The following is a 13,589-nucleotide window of genomic DNA, read 5'->3' as shown; positions in this document are numbered from 1 at the left end:
AGGCGCTTTATCCGCAGATAATATTACTTTTTAATCTGCGCGTGCATTTCCTGTACCGACGTCACTTTCTCCATCGCGTTGGCATTCAGCGCCATCGCGGTAGCGAAACCGCCGTTCAGCGTGGTGTCGTAATGTACTTTGTACTGCAGCGCGCTGCGGCGAATCAGCTTGGAGTCTTCAATCGCCTGGCGACCTGCGGTGGTGTTGATGATGTAGGTATATTCGCCATTCTTGATACGGTCCTGAATGTGCGGACGGCCTTCATGCACCTTGTTCACCAGACGCGGGTTAATACCCGCTTCACCCAGAACAATCGCGGTACCGTGGGTCGCATCCAGCTCAAAGCCGAACTTCAGCAGTTTTGCCGCCAGGTCCACCACGCGCTCTTTGTCGCCTTCGCGAACGGAGAGCAGCGCACGGCCCTGTTTCTTCATCGTCGAGTTGCTGCCCAGTTGCGCCTTAGCAAACGCCTCCGCGAAGGTGCGGCCCACGCCCATCACCTCGCCGGTAGAGCGCATCTCTGGCCCTAACAGCGGGTCAACGCCCGGGAATTTGTTAAACGGCAGCACCACCTCTTTCACCGAATAGTACGGCGGAATGATCTCTTTAGTGACGCCCTGCTGAGCCAGGGTTTTGCCCGCCATCACGCGCGCCGCGACTTTCGCCAGCGGTACGCCGGTGGCTTTCGACACGAACGGGACGGTACGCGCCGCGCGCGGGTTGACTTCAATCAGGTAGACTTCGTTGTTTTTGACCGCAAACTGCACGTTCATCAGGCCGCGAACCTGCAGTTCAAAGGCCAGCTTCTGCACCTGCTCGCGCATCACATCCTGAATTTCCTGGCTCAGAGTGTAGGCAGGCAGTGAACACGCGGAGTCGCCGGAGTGCACGCCCGCCTGCTCGATATGCTCCATGATGCCGCCAATCAGCACCATTTCGCCGTCGCAGATAGCGTCGACGTCAACTTCAACCGCATCGTCAAGGAAGCGGTCCAGCAGCACCGGCGCATCGTTAGAGACGCTGACGGCGGTCTGGAAGTAGCGACGCAGGTCAACTTCGTCATAGACGATTTCCATCGCCCGCCCACCGAGAACGTAGGACGGACGCACCACCAGCGGGTAGCCAATCTCTTTCGCTTTTTCGACAGCCATTTCGATGGCGGTCACGGTGGCGTTCGCTGGCTGCTTCAGCTTCAGACGATCAACCGCATGCTGGAAGCGCTCGCGGTCTTCGGCGCGGTCAATCGCATCCGGGCTGGTGCCGATCACCGGCACGCCAGCGGCTTCCAGCGCGCGCGCCAGCTTCAGCGGAGTCTGGCCGCCGTACTGCACGATAACGCCTTTCGGCTTCTCGATGCGCACGATTTCCAGCACGTCTTCCAGCGTCACCGGCTCAAAGTACAGGCGATCGGAGGTGTCGTAGTCAGTGGAGACGGTTTCCGGGTTACAGTTGACCATAATGGTCTCGTAACCGTCTTCGCGCAGCGCCAGCGAGGCGTGTACACAGCAGTAGTCGAATTCAATGCCCTGACCGATGCGGTTCGGGCCGCCGCCGAGAACCATGATTTTGTCACGGTCAACGGACGGGTTCGCTTCGCACTCATCTTCATAGGTGGAGTACATGTAGGCGGTGTCGGTGGCGAATTCCGCCGCGCAGGTATCCACGCGCTTGTAAACCGGGTGCAGGTCATACTGGTCGCGCAGCTTGCGGATTTCCGCCTCGCGCACGCCCGAAAGCGCGGCCAGACGCGCATCGGCAAAGCCTTTGCGCTTGAGCTGACGCAGGAAGTCGGCGTCAAGGCCGGTAATGCCGACTTCAGTCACTTTCTCTTCCAGACGCACCAGCTCTTCAATCTGCACCAGGAACCAGCGGTCGATATTGGTCAGGTTGAACACGCCGTCAACGGACAGACCAGCGCGGAAGGCGTCGGCGATGTACCAGATGCGCTCGGCACCAGCGTCTTTCAGCTCGCGGCGAATCTTGGTCAGCGCTTCCGGGTCATCCAGGCTCACTTTCGGGTCGAAACCGGTCGCGCCCACTTCGAGACCACGCAGCGCTTTCTGCAGGGACTCCTGCTGCGTGCGGCCAATAGCCATCACTTCACCGACAGATTTCATCTGGGTAGTCAGACGGTCGTTAGCACCGACGAATTTCTCGAAGTTGAAGCGTGGAATTTTGGTCACAACGTAGTCGATGGAAGGCTCAAACGACGCCGGAGTACGGCCGCCGGTGATGTCGTTCATCAACTCGTCGAGGGTATAGCCCACCGCCAGCTTCGCCGCCACTTTGGCAATCGGGAAGCCGGTGGCTTTCGAGGCCAGCGCCGAGGAGCGGGAGACGCGCGGGTTCATTTCAATAACAATCAGGCGGCCATCTTTCGGGTTCACCGAGAACTGAACGTTAGAGCCACCGGTTTCTACGCCGATTTCACGCAGCACCGCCATCGAGGCGTTACGCATGATTTGATATTCTTTGTCGGTCAGAGTTTGTGCCGGCGCAACGGTAATGGAGTCGCCGGTATGAATACCCATGGCGTCGAAGTTTTCGATGGAGCAGACGATGATGCAGTTGTCGTTCTTATCACGCACCACTTCCATCTCGTACTCTTTCCAGCCAATCAGCGATTCATCTATCAGCAGCTCGTTGGTCGGAGAAAGATCCAGCCCGCGTTCGCAAATTTCTTCGAACTCTTCACGGTTATAGGCGATACCGCCGCCGGTGCCGCCCATGGTAAAGGATGGGCGGATGATGCACGGGAAGCCGACGTCAGCAGCAACCGCCAGCGCTTCTTCCATGGTGTGCGCGATACCGGAACGCGCGGTGTCGAGGCCGATTTTCTTCATCGCCACGTCGAAACGGCGGCGGTCTTCGGCCTTATCAATCGCGTCGGCGGTAGCGCCAATCATGGTCACGCCGAACTCTTCGAGTACGCCCTGACGCTCCAGCTCCAGCGCGCAGTTCAGCGCCGTCTGGCCGCCCATGGTCGGCAGCACCGCATCCGGACGCTCTTTTTCGATGATTTTGCGTACCACTTCCCAGTGAATCGGCTCGATATAGGTGGCATCAGCCATTTCCGGGTCGGTCATGATGGTCGCCGGGTTGGAGTTCACCAGAATGACGCGGTAGCCCTCTTCACGCAGCGCTTTACACGCCTGGGCGCCGGAGTAGTCAAACTCGCACGCCTGACCGATAACAATCGGGCCCGCGCCCAGAATCAGGATGCTTTTTATATCTGTACGTTTTGGCATGGCTCTCTTAACTCCTGATTATTTCGCGGACTGACGGTACTGCTCAATTAACTCGATAAAATGGTCGAACAGCGGTGCGGCATCGTGCGGGCCCGGGCTCGCCTCCGGGTGTCCCTGGAAGCTGAACGCCGGTTTGTCGGTACGATGAATCCCCTGCAGGGTGCCGTCGAACAGTGACTTGTGGGTCACGCGCAGGTTAGCAGGCATCGAGGCTTCATCTACCGCAAAGCCGTGGTTCTGCGCGGTGATCATCACCACATTATTATCAATATCTTTTACCGGATGGTTGCCGCCATGATGGCCGAACTTCATCTTCACGGTCTTCGCACCGCTCGCCAGCGCCAACAGCTGATGGCCAAGGCAGATGCCAAATACCGGAATCTCGGTTTCGAGGAATTTCTGAATGGCTTCGATAGCGTAATCGCACGGAGCCGGGTCGCCGGGACCATTGGACAGGAAGATGCCGTCCGGATTCATCTTCAGCACCTCTTCGGCGGAGGTCTTCGCCGGAACCACCGTCAGACGGCAGCCGCGGTCGACCAGCATGCGCAGAATGTTGCGTTTCGCGCCGAAGTCATAGGCCACCACGTGGAACGGCAGATCGCTTTCCGCTTTGGCTTCCGGCAGATCCTCCGCCAGCGTCCAGCTACCTTGCGTCCAGCTGTAGGTTTCTGCGGTAGTCACTTCCTTCGCCAGGTCCATCCCGTTCAGCCCCGGGAACGCTTTTGCTTTTTCCAGCGCCAACTGTGCATCCGGGCTATCGCCCGCAATGATACAGCCGTTCTGTGCGCCTTTTTCACGCAGCAGGCGGGTCAGCTTACGGGTATCGATATCGGCAATCGCCACAATGTTATGGCGCTTCAGGTAAGAAGAGAGGTCTTCGGTATTGCGGAAGTTGCTGGCAATCAGCGGCAGGTCGCGAATAACCAAACCCTGCGCATGTACCTGAGAAGACTCTTCATCGGCGGCATTGGTGCCGACGTTACCGATATGGGGATAAGTTAAAGTGACGATTTGGCGGGAATAGGAAGGATCAGTGAGGATTTCTTGATAACCGGTCATTGAAGTATTGAAAACGACTTCCCCAACCGCCGTGCCGGTAGCCCCGATGGCCCGACCGTGAAACTGGGTTCCGTCTTCCAGAACCAATAGCGCTGACTTAATCAAAACACCCTCCAGAGAATATCCACTCACTTTATTTGCATATTAATTCACAATGTAGATCTGAATCAATGCAAATCTGTTGCCCGCAGAATTTTGGCAAACGGCGGCATTCTGGAGAGATGGCAGGTAAAAGTCAACTTAAAGCGGATATTTTTAATCTCATTTCAGGAGACTATTCAGTAATACCTGTCTTAATGGGCAAAAAGATCAACTAACTCGCCTGGGAAAACGCTTGCGGAGCCGGATGATTGTAAAATCGCCGAACACGAGAAAGAAAAGTAGACCAAACGGTCAAAATTTACAATAAAACAACAAAAAATAAGATGATAATATGTATTTTTGCCCACTTAATTATAAAAACAATGCCAAGTGATAAAAAATAAAAAGGGCAATAAAATATTGCCCTTTGCAATCAATTACATATTGAATGCAATAACCACATCACGATAGGTAATAATCGTTATAAAGAGTTCAGTTCAAGCACATCACGCATATCGAAAAGACCGTTTTTCTTACCTTTCAACCATAATGCAGAGCGAACTGCACCATTGGCGAAAGTCATCCGGCTGGAGGCTTTGTGGCTGATTTCGATGCGTTCGCCGATATCGGCAAACATCGCCGTATGCTCACCGACGATATCTCCGGCACGCACGGTGGCAAAACCAATGGTTCCAGGCTCGCGTTCACCCGTATAGCCTTCACGGCTGTAGACCGCGCAGTCCTTCAGGTCTTTATCCAGCGCACCGGCAATCGCCTCGCCCATCGCCAGCGCCGTACCTGATGGCGCATCCACTTTGTGACGGTGATGCGCTTCGATAATTTCGATGTCGGTGTAGTCACCCATCACCTTCGCCGCCTTTTCCAGCAGCTTGAGCATCACGTTAACACCGACGCTAAAGTTGGCAGCGAATACGATGGCAATCTCCTGTGAAGCATCGCGAATCGCCTGCTTTCCGGCGTCATCGAAACCCGTCGTGCCAATAACCATTCCTTTACCGTGCTGACGGCAAAAGGCGAGGTGGTTCAGCGTGCCTTCCGGGCGGGTAAAATCGATGAACACGTCGAAATCGTCTTTTACCGCCTCAAGGCTGCTTTGCACCACAACGCCTGACTGACCCACGCCCGCCAGCTCGCCCGCATCGCTGCCAAGCAGCGAAGAACCTTCGCGCTCCAGCGCCGCGCCAAGCGCCGCGCCTTCCATTTGCTGTACCGCCTGAATTAACTGGCGTCCCATCCGGCCGCCCGCGCCCGCGATGGCCACGCGGATTTGTGCATCATGCATAGCTATTCTCTTTTGTTAACACTACGTAAATTGTTTTCAGAGTAACCAGCCCGTCGATGAGCCGCTACTCAAAAACACCGATAATTAGAAATTTATGACAAACTGCCGCCGATATCAGTAAAAACTATAAGATTGTGCCGGGAATCGGCCATTGAGCAGTGAGAAGGGGTATGCAAGCAGAGTCTGAAAGCCCGGATCGGCCATTTTGTGGCAAATCCGGGCGTAAAATCGAGCGATTAGTGCAGGAACATCTCTCCGGCAGGGAAACCGTACAGGAACCAGGTCACCGCCAGCAGGTCAGCGCTGCCGCCGGGACTAAGGTGGCGCACGATCAGTTCATCATCCAGCTGACGCAGCGCTTCCAGACCGCCATCGGCCAGCACTCCACCTTCCCATAGCAGTTTTTGCGCCTGCTGTTGGACAAAGTTAAGCCCTTCCAGACCGCCGCGCGAAACCAGATTGGTGTCATCATTCCACGCCATCAAGTGCAGCAGAGTCTGTAATAACGCCAGATTGGTATCGCCGGTTTCCTCCATCACGCGGTTAAATACCGGCATCGCCTGAGTGCGTACGGTACGAAAGCCGCTCTCGGCCTCACCTCTGGCGCCGGAGAGCCCATAGCGCAAAAAATGCCCCTCTCCTTTACTCACCTTCTTTCCTTCTGAAGCGGAAAGCTCGCGCCCCACCAGGCCTCGACAGAAGCGGGCCACCTGATCGCAGACCCGGTGCTGTTCAACCGGTTCGTCCCGAGCAACCAGTCTTCCCGCCGCCGCGCTAAGCAGACCAAAAGCGAAGATCGCGCCACGATGGGTATTCACCCCGCCGGTCACTTCCAGCATATCTGTTTCGCAGGCCATCCCTACCGGGCGCAGCATCGTCAACACCTGTTCCGGTGTAATATTGGCCGTGTCATGCCCCATGATGAAAAATTTCTCCATCCACGGAGCGACAACCGCCGTACTGGCCTCAAAAGCCGCCAGATCCATATCCTGATGCGCACCGGTATTACGAATATCCACCAGCCCAGGCTTCGGGGTCAGGCGAACTTCGGTTAACAGCGCCCGCTCCACGCGAGAAACAATATCTTCCGCCGTAACCGTTTGACGGCTTAACGGGCGATGCTGGATTATAATCGCTTCGCTCATGCCTTCCTCCTCAGCGGATTTAACCGGCGGTTTTAACCTGGTGAATCACATCGATAACCGAACCGTCGCGATAGCGTACAACGGCCACAACCCGGTCAGTAAATTCGATCGATTCGGGTTTCCCGGTTAAAAGCTCGGCGCGCTGCTGTAGCTCTTCGATGGTCATGAGCGGGATGCCCGCGTTACGCAGGTTATCAATCAGATCCTGGCGCGCCGGGTTAACGGCAATACCGTGGTCGGTCACCAGCACATCCACGCTGGCGCCCGGCGTGACGCGAGTCAGCACTTTCTCCACCACGCACGGAATACGCCCACGCACCAGCGGCGCGGTGATAATGGTTAAATCAGCCCCAGCCGCCGTATCACTATGGCCACCAGATGCCCCGCGCAGCACGCCATTGGAGCCGGTCATCACGTTGACGTTGAATCCGGTGTCGATTTCCAGCGCGCTGAGCATCACCACGTTCAGGCGTTCGCAGGAGATGCCTTTAGAACTCGGATTCGCGTACTGATTAGCGGAGATTTCGATATGGTTCGGGTTGTTCGCCAGCGAACGCGCGGCATCTCCGTCGAAAGACTGGGTATCCAGCAGCGCTTTAATTAAGCCCTTTTCATGCAGATCGACCATCGTGCCGGTGATCCCGCCGAGGCCAAAGCTGGCGGTGATCTCATTGCGACGCATCTTATCTTCGAGGAAGCGGGTCACCGCCAGCGATGCGCCGCCGGTACCGGTTTGTAAAGAGAAGCCATCTTTGAAGTAGCCAGAGTGTTCGATCACTTTGGCTGCCTGGCGGGCGATCAGCAGCTCGCGCGGGTTACTGGTCAGACGGATCGCGCCAGCGGTGATTTTCGCTGGATCGCCAACTTCATCAACCTGTACGATCAGATCAACCTGATCCTGAGCGATACTGGCCGGATAGTTCGGATAATCCACCCACTCTTCGGTCAGCAGCACTACGCATTTTGCGGCGTCGGCATCCACTTTGGCGTAGCCGAGCGAACCACAGCGCGATTTGCCGCTAAAGCCGTTGGCGTTGCCGTACTCGTCGCAGCACGGTACGCCGAGGAACGCCACGTCAATGCTCAGTTCGCCGGTCTGCACTAAATGCGCGCGACCGCCGTGAGAGTGGATCTGTACCGGGTTTTCCATCAAGCCCGCAGAGATCTCTTCCCCCAGCTTGCCGCGCAGGCCGGAAGTGTAAATCTGGCGAACCACGCCGTTTTTAATATGCTCAATCAGCGGCCAGTGGGCATCAATCAACGAACTGGAAGCCAGCGTCAGATCGCGAAAGCCCATTTCGGCCAGCTTCGCCACCACCATATTGACCACCTTGTCACCGCCGCGAAACGCGTGATGGAAGGAGATGGTCATACCGTTTTGCAGCCCGGAGCGGCGAATAGCCTCCTCCAGCGAAGCACAGATTTTACGCTGGCGCTTTTCCGTTTCGCTGGCCAGCCACGGGCTCTTCGCCGTCACGCCCGCATAGGGCTCTAATCCTTCCGGCACAACGTACTGCTGATTAAGCATTGCCACGGTCTCTTTCATTATTTCCTCCTTAATCACGAATGCCGGAAGCCGACAGCGCCACGACTTTGCGCGCATGATCGATAATCGGTCCATCTATCATCTTGCCGTTGAGCGATACCACGCCCAGGCCGCGCTCTTCCGCCTCTTCCGCCGCTGCAATCACATCCCGTGCATGTTCGACTTCTTTAAGCGTTGGGGCGTAAACCTGATGCAGCAGCTCAATCTGGCGCGGGTTGACCAGCGATTTGCCGTTAAAACCGAGGTTTTTCGCCAGATTCGCTTCCGCGAGGAAACCGTCTTCATTGTTGATGTCCGACCACACCACGTCGTAGGCCGCAATCCCGGCGACGCGCGCCGCGTGCAGCACCGCACAGCGAGCGTAAAACAGCTCGGTACCGTCGCCACGGCAGGTACCCATATCCATGACGTAGTCAAAGGCCGCCAGCGCAATGGCCGACAAACGCGGGCTCGAGCGGGCGATCTCGACCGCGTTCACCACCCCCAGCGCCGACTCAATCGCCGCCATTAATTTGGTGCTGCCCACTTCCCGACCGCACTCGCGTTCAATGCGCTCAACGTGGACTTCCAGCTCGTGGATATCTTCTTTGCTATCGGTTTTCGGCAGGCGCACCATATCCACCCCCGCACGCACTACCGCCTCAAGATCGGCAAGGCCAAACGGCGTGTTGAGCGGGTTAATACGCACCACGGTTTCCACATCCTGATACAGCGGATGCTGTAGCGCGTGATGAACCAACAGGCGAGCGGTATCTTTTTCACGTAGCGAAACGGCATCTTCGAGGTCAAACATCACCGCGTCTGCGCCATAAACAAAAGAGGTGCTTAACATCGCGGCGTTGGCGCCGGGGATAAACAGCATACTGCGACGAGGTTTCATAGCTGGCTCCATTGCAGTTGAGATTGTTGCGCTGCGCGTAGCGCCGCCGCCTGAACGCGGGCCTTCAGTACGCATTCCAGCGCGCCTTTATCATCGACGACCACATTCGCCTGAGTAACACCAAGCTGCGCCAGAGTCTCCCTGACCACCTGCTCAATCGCCGCGCCAAACTGCTGCTTCACAATGCTGTCGATTTCAAGCTGAATGCCCGGCTCAATAGCAGGCCCGATCCTGACCATCACATCGCTGGATTCCAGCGTGCCGGCCAGGGCGTCAATCATTATTTCCATAGAGGCTGATCCTTAGTTATGGAGGTAAAATCAGGCGGTTTGATGTTCGCTTTCCGCCAGATGCATCAGAAAAGAGAGCGTTCCCGGCGGCACCAGCGGCTCGATAGCCGACCACTGCCGCGCGTGATAGAGCTTGCGCACTCGGGAAGCGGAAATTGGCTCGCCGCCCTTCTCAACCCGCTCCAGCTCAACCACCTTGATTGCAGGCGCCTTGCCCGGCGCTTCCAGCAGTTGCCGCATGCGCAGGTTGTAATTGCGGGTTAATCCACACAGCGGTTCGCTGCCGACAAAGCGGTGAGTGACGCCCAGCGCCGGGGCGAGATGTTCGCGGAAGAGCTGCAGATCGATCTGGCAATGGCAATCGTCAACCACGCCTTTGTCTTTGAGGAAATAGCCGGGGAAGGTTGCCCGGGAAATAACGTAAGACGAGCCCGGATGCAGGGTGACGTTTTCAATTCCCGCAATCCCCTGCTCAATGAGCGCAACGCGATCGCGATAACTGAAAAATGACGCATCTTCCTTCACTACGAACAGATGCAGCCAGTCGCACTGGCGGGCGGCCTGTTCCACCAGCCAGCGATGCCCCAGCGTAAAGGGATTGGCGTTCATCACGATAGCGCCGATTTTTTCCCCCGGCTGACGATACATCGTGAGCTGGCGACAATAGCGGGCCAGACGTTCGCGGCTATTTTCCATTAATACGGCCTGGTCGCCCGCGCGGGCGATTGGCCAGAATCCAGCACAGGAAAAGAGCGCCGCGTTATAGGGTTTGGTGAACAGAAACAGCTCGCTGCGGCCCAGTTCATACGCCTGAGTCATCAGTTCAGTCAGCAGCTTCAGACTAAGCCCTTCCCCCTGTAACGACGGATCGACGGCAATACACTTCAGCACGCATCCGGCAATCGCACCGCAGCCGACAATACGCCGCTGATACTCGGCGACAATCACGATTTCGCAATCCGCTTCGAGAGAGAGCTGATGCTGGTGAAGGAAGAGATCAACCGCCTCTCGCCGCCGGGGATCTTTTTGTACCGCGACGCGTTTTAATATCAGATTCATTTTTTCGCGCTTCATTAACCAAAAACGGACTGTATTTCGCCACCGTTCCCGTAGCGGTTCTTTTATTTAAATCACACTTTTTCTCGTGCCTTAATTGGCTTTATGGTTTTTATGTTGTTAATTAATTCAGAAGAATAAAAACAATTAAATTAATAAAAAACACAACCAATCAGTGAAGATAATCACATATCCACCCGGAGCATATTTACTATTATGCCGCCGTCTTATTATTACTTTTTTCAACGGCATTATTCCTTTTTTTAACAGGGTGACGTCTTATGACTAACATGAGCCAGGCTCCAGCGACGGAGAAAAAGGGCATTAGCGAGATACTGGGGTTTAAAATCTTCGGTATGCCGCTTCCGCTTTACGCGTTTGCATTTATTACTTTATTACTTTCACATTTTTATAACGCTTTGCCAACCGACCTTGTCGGCGGCTTTGCCATAATGTTTATTATCGGTGCCATTTTTGGAGAAATTGGCAAGCGCCTACCAATCTTTAATAAATATATTGGCGGCGCGCCGGTAATGATTTTCCTGGTAGCCGCATATTTTGTCTATGCCGGTATTTTTACCCAGAAAGAAATCGACGCCATCACCAATGTAATGGATAAAAGTAATTTCCTTAATTTATTCATTGCCGTGTTGATCACCGGTGCAATTCTGTCCGTTAACCGTAAACTGCTGCTGAAATCCCTGCTCGGCTATATTCCGACCATCTTAATGGGGATCCTTGGCGCATCAATCTTCGGTATCGCTATCGGCTTGTGCTTCGGTATTTCCATCGATCGCATCATGATGCTGTACGTCCTGCCGATTATGGGCGGCGGCAACGGCGCAGGCGCGGTTCCGCTGTCTGAAATTTATCACTCCGTCACCGGCCGTTCTCGTGAGGAGTATTACTCAACCGCGATTGCCATTCTGACCATCGCCAATATCTTTGCCATCGTCTTTGCCGCACTCCTCGATATTATCGGTAAAAAACACACCTGGCTGAGCGGTGAAGGCGAACTGGTGCGTAAAGCCTCCTTCAAAGTAGAAGATGATGAAAAAGCAGGCCAGATCACTCATCGCGAAACGGCGGTCGGCATGGTGCTCGCCACCACCTGCTTCCTGCTGGCCTACGTGATTGCCAAGAAAATTCTGCCAAGCATTGGTGGTGTATCCATTCACTACTTCGCCTGGATGGTGCTGATCGTCGCGGCGCTGAATGCTTCTGGCCTTTGCTCACCGGAAATCAAAGCCGGTGCCAAACGTCTGTCTGACTTCTTCTCTAAACAACTGCTGTGGGTGCTGATGGTCGGCGTCGGCGTGTGCTACACCGACCTGCAAGAGATCATCGACGCGATCACCTTCGCCAACGTGGTTATCGCTGCGGTAATCGTGGTGGGTGCAGTGGTAGGCGCGGCTATCGGCGGCTGGATGATTGGCTTCTTCCCGATTGAATCCGCGATTACCGCCGGACTGTGCATGGCTAACCGCGGCGGTTCCGGCGACCTGGAAGTGCTCTCTGCCTGTAACCGTATGAATCTTATCTCCTATGCGCAAATCTCCTCCCGTCTGGGCGGCGGTATTGTGCTGGTCATCGCGAGCATCGTGTTCGGCATGATGATGTAATAAACACGCACGATGGCGATGTTTGAGCGTAAACCACAGCGGTGCAAATTAGGGTCCAGAGCCGGGGGCGGCTTCGGGAAATCCACCCTACTCCTTAGCCGGATGCACCAACGGGTTTACCTTCAAACACGCCATCGTGCCCTTACTTTAAGGTCTTTCAATGACTGAAGCTGTACTGCTGGGTGAAGGCTTCACCCTGATGTTTCTCGGCATGGGATTCGTGCTGGCGTTTCTGTTCCTGCTGATTTTCGCCATCCAGGGCATGTCCGCTGCCGTCAACCGCTTCTTCCCTGAACCGGTCCCGGTACCGAAGGCGACACCCGCCGCCGCGCCCGCGGACGACTTCGCCCGCTTAAAGCCGGTGATTGCCGCCGCTATCCACCACCATCGCCGCCTTAACCCTTAATTCACGGAGCATTCCATGACCGTTGCCATTACCGATGTCGTCCTGCGCGACGCCCACCAGTCCCTGTTCGCCACCCGCCTGCGTCTTGACGATATGCTGCCGATTGCCGCTCAGCTTGACGACGTGGGCTACGGCTCCCTCGAATGCTGGGGCGGCGCCACCTTTGACGCCTGCATCCGCTTCCTCGGCGAAGACCCGTGGGTCCGCCTGCGCGAGCTCAAAAAGGCCATGCCGAAGACCCCCCTGCAGATGCTGCTGCGCGGCCAGAACCTGCTCGGCTACCGCCATTACGCCGATGACGTGGTCGCCCGTTTTGTCGAGCGCGCCGTCAAAAACGGCATGGACGTGTTCCGCGTCTTCGACGCCATGAATGACTCGCGCAATATGAAGGCGGCCCTGCAGGCGGTGCGCAGTCACGGCGCCCATGCCCAGGGCACCCTGAGTTACACCACCAGCCCGGCGCACACCCTGCAGACCTGGCTGGATTTAACCGAACAGCTGCTGGAAACCGGCGTCGATTCCATCGCGATTAAAGATATGTCCGGCATCCTCACCCCGATGGCCGCCTTTGAGCTGGTGAGCGAAATCAAAAAACGCTACGACGTGCGCCTGCACCTGCACTGTCACGCCACCACCGGGATGGCGGAGATGGCCCTGCTGAAGGCCATCGAGGCGGGCGTGGACGGCGTCGATACCGCTATCTCCTCCATGAGCGCCACCTACGGCCACCCGGCCACCGAGGCGCTGGTCGCCACTCTCGCCGGAACGCAACACGACACCGGGCTGGATATCCTGAAGCTGGAGAGCATCGCGGCGTACTTCCGCGAGGTGCGCAAGAAATACCACGCCTTCGAAGGCCAGCTGAAGGGCTACGACAGCCGCATTCTGGTGGCCCAGGTGCCGGGCGGAATGCTCACCAATCTCGAAAGCCAGCTGAAGCAGCAGAACGC

The 13,589-nt window shown here is 56.1% G+C and carries 11 protein-coding genes; 3 read left to right on the top strand and 8 right to left on the bottom strand.

Features of this window, described 5'->3' with window-relative positions; translation table 11 throughout:
• Window positions 1-23: 23 nt before the first annotated feature.
• The 8 genes from carB to citC form a co-directional block, all read right to left on the bottom strand.
• A complete protein-coding gene (gene carB / locus FN082_RS06420) occupies window positions 24-3,248 on the bottom strand; it encodes a carbamoyl-phosphate synthase large subunit (RefSeq protein ID WP_139536905.1) in 3,225 nt (1,074 codons plus the stop codon).
• An 18-nt stretch (window positions 3,249-3,266) separates the two neighbouring features.
• Window positions 3,267-4,415: a glutamine-hydrolyzing carbamoyl-phosphate synthase small subunit gene (gene carA, locus FN082_RS06415; protein ID WP_139536904.1), complete on the bottom strand. Its 1,149-nt coding sequence runs from the start codon at window positions 4,413-4,415 to the stop codon at window positions 3,267-3,269.
• 457 nt (window positions 4,416-4,872) lie between these two features.
• Window positions 4,873-5,694, bottom strand: a complete 822-nt coding sequence (gene dapB / locus FN082_RS06410; RefSeq protein WP_139536903.1) for a 4-hydroxy-tetrahydrodipicolinate reductase — start codon at window positions 5,692-5,694, stop codon at window positions 4,873-4,875.
• A gap of 236 nt (window positions 5,695-5,930) precedes the next feature.
• The gene (citG, locus tag FN082_RS06405) at window positions 5,931-6,839 is read right to left on the bottom strand and encodes a triphosphoribosyl-dephospho-CoA synthase CitG (RefSeq protein ID WP_142464330.1); all 909 of its coding nucleotides are present in this window, start codon (window positions 6,837-6,839) and stop codon (window positions 5,931-5,933) included.
• Window positions 6,840-6,858: 19 nt separating this feature from the next.
• The gene (gene citF / locus FN082_RS06400) at window positions 6,859-8,385 is read right to left on the bottom strand and encodes a citrate lyase subunit alpha (RefSeq protein WP_139536901.1); all 1,527 of its coding nucleotides are present in this window, start codon (window positions 8,383-8,385) and stop codon (window positions 6,859-6,861) included.
• A 10-nt stretch (window positions 8,386-8,395) separates the two neighbouring features.
• The gene (gene citE, locus FN082_RS06395) at window positions 8,396-9,265 is read right to left on the bottom strand and encodes a citrate (pro-3S)-lyase subunit beta (RefSeq protein ID WP_142464331.1); all 870 of its coding nucleotides are present in this window, start codon (window positions 9,263-9,265) and stop codon (window positions 8,396-8,398) included.
• Window positions 9,262-9,555 (bottom strand): citrate lyase acyl carrier protein, encoded by a 294-nt coding sequence (gene citD / locus FN082_RS06390; RefSeq protein ID WP_142464332.1) that lies wholly within the window; start codon window positions 9,553-9,555, stop codon window positions 9,262-9,264. The genes citE and citD overlap by 4 nt, the downstream gene beginning before the upstream one ends.
• A 30-nt stretch (window positions 9,556-9,585) precedes the next feature.
• Complete coding sequence (gene citC, locus FN082_RS06385) at window positions 9,586-10,614, bottom strand: [citrate (pro-3S)-lyase] ligase (protein ID WP_142981315.1); 1,029 nt, start codon at window positions 10,612-10,614, stop codon at window positions 9,586-9,588.
• Between the two features lie 278 nt (window positions 10,615-10,892).
• On the opposite strand from citC, the gene citS reads away from it, so the two are divergent.
• From citS to FN082_RS06370, 3 genes are all read left to right on the top strand, one after another.
• Window positions 10,893-12,233, top strand: coding sequence for a citrate/sodium symporter CitS (gene citS, locus FN082_RS06380; protein ID WP_142981314.1), 1,341 nt, complete (start codon window positions 10,893-10,895; stop codon window positions 12,231-12,233).
• A gap of 160 nt (window positions 12,234-12,393) precedes the next feature.
• Entirely contained in the window at window positions 12,394-12,639 is a 246-nt protein-coding gene (locus tag FN082_RS06375; protein WP_139536896.1) for an oxaloacetate decarboxylase subunit gamma, read from the top strand.
• A gap of 15 nt (window positions 12,640-12,654) precedes the next feature.
• A partial coding sequence (locus FN082_RS06370; protein ID WP_142981313.1) for a pyruvate carboxylase subunit B occupies window positions 12,655-13,589 on the top strand: 935 nt, incomplete at its 3' end.

This window comes from Klebsiella spallanzanii (genome assembly GCF_902158555.1).
Lineage (GTDB): Bacteria > Pseudomonadota > Gammaproteobacteria > Enterobacterales > Enterobacteriaceae > Klebsiella > Klebsiella spallanzanii.
The sequence above is the reverse complement of the archived record's forward strand: the minus strand, read 5'-3'. Positions and strand labels throughout refer to the sequence as shown.

Bases quoted from the DNA above. Each gene is read 5' to 3' on its own strand.
- carB (WP_139536905.1), bottom strand. From the start codon at position 3,248: ATGCCAAAACGTACAGATATAAAAAGCATCCTGATTCTGGGCGCGGGC.
- dapB (WP_139536903.1), bottom strand. From the start codon at position 5,694: ATGCATGATGCACAAATCCGCGTGGCCATCGCGGGCGCGGGCGGCCGG.
- citG (WP_142464330.1), bottom strand. From the start codon at position 6,839: ATGAGCGAAGCGATTATAATCCAGCATCGCCCGTTAAGCCGTCAAACG.
- citF (WP_139536901.1), bottom strand. From the start codon at position 8,385: ATGAAAGAGACCGTGGCAATGCTTAATCAGCAGTACGTTGTGCCGGAA.
- citE (WP_142464331.1), bottom strand. From the start codon at position 9,265: ATGAAACCTCGTCGCAGTATGCTGTTTATCCCCGGCGCCAACGCCGCG.
- citD (WP_142464332.1), bottom strand. From the start codon at position 9,555: ATGGAAATAATGATTGACGCCCTGGCCGGCACGCTGGAATCCAGCGAT.
- citC (WP_142981315.1), bottom strand. From the start codon at position 10,614: ATGAATCTGATATTAAAACGCGTCGCGGTACAAAAAGATCCCCGGCGG.
- citS (WP_142981314.1), top strand. From the start codon at position 10,893: ATGACTAACATGAGCCAGGCTCCAGCGACGGAGAAAAAGGGCATTAGC.
- FN082_RS06375 (WP_139536896.1), top strand. From the start codon at position 12,394: ATGACTGAAGCTGTACTGCTGGGTGAAGGCTTCACCCTGATGTTTCTC.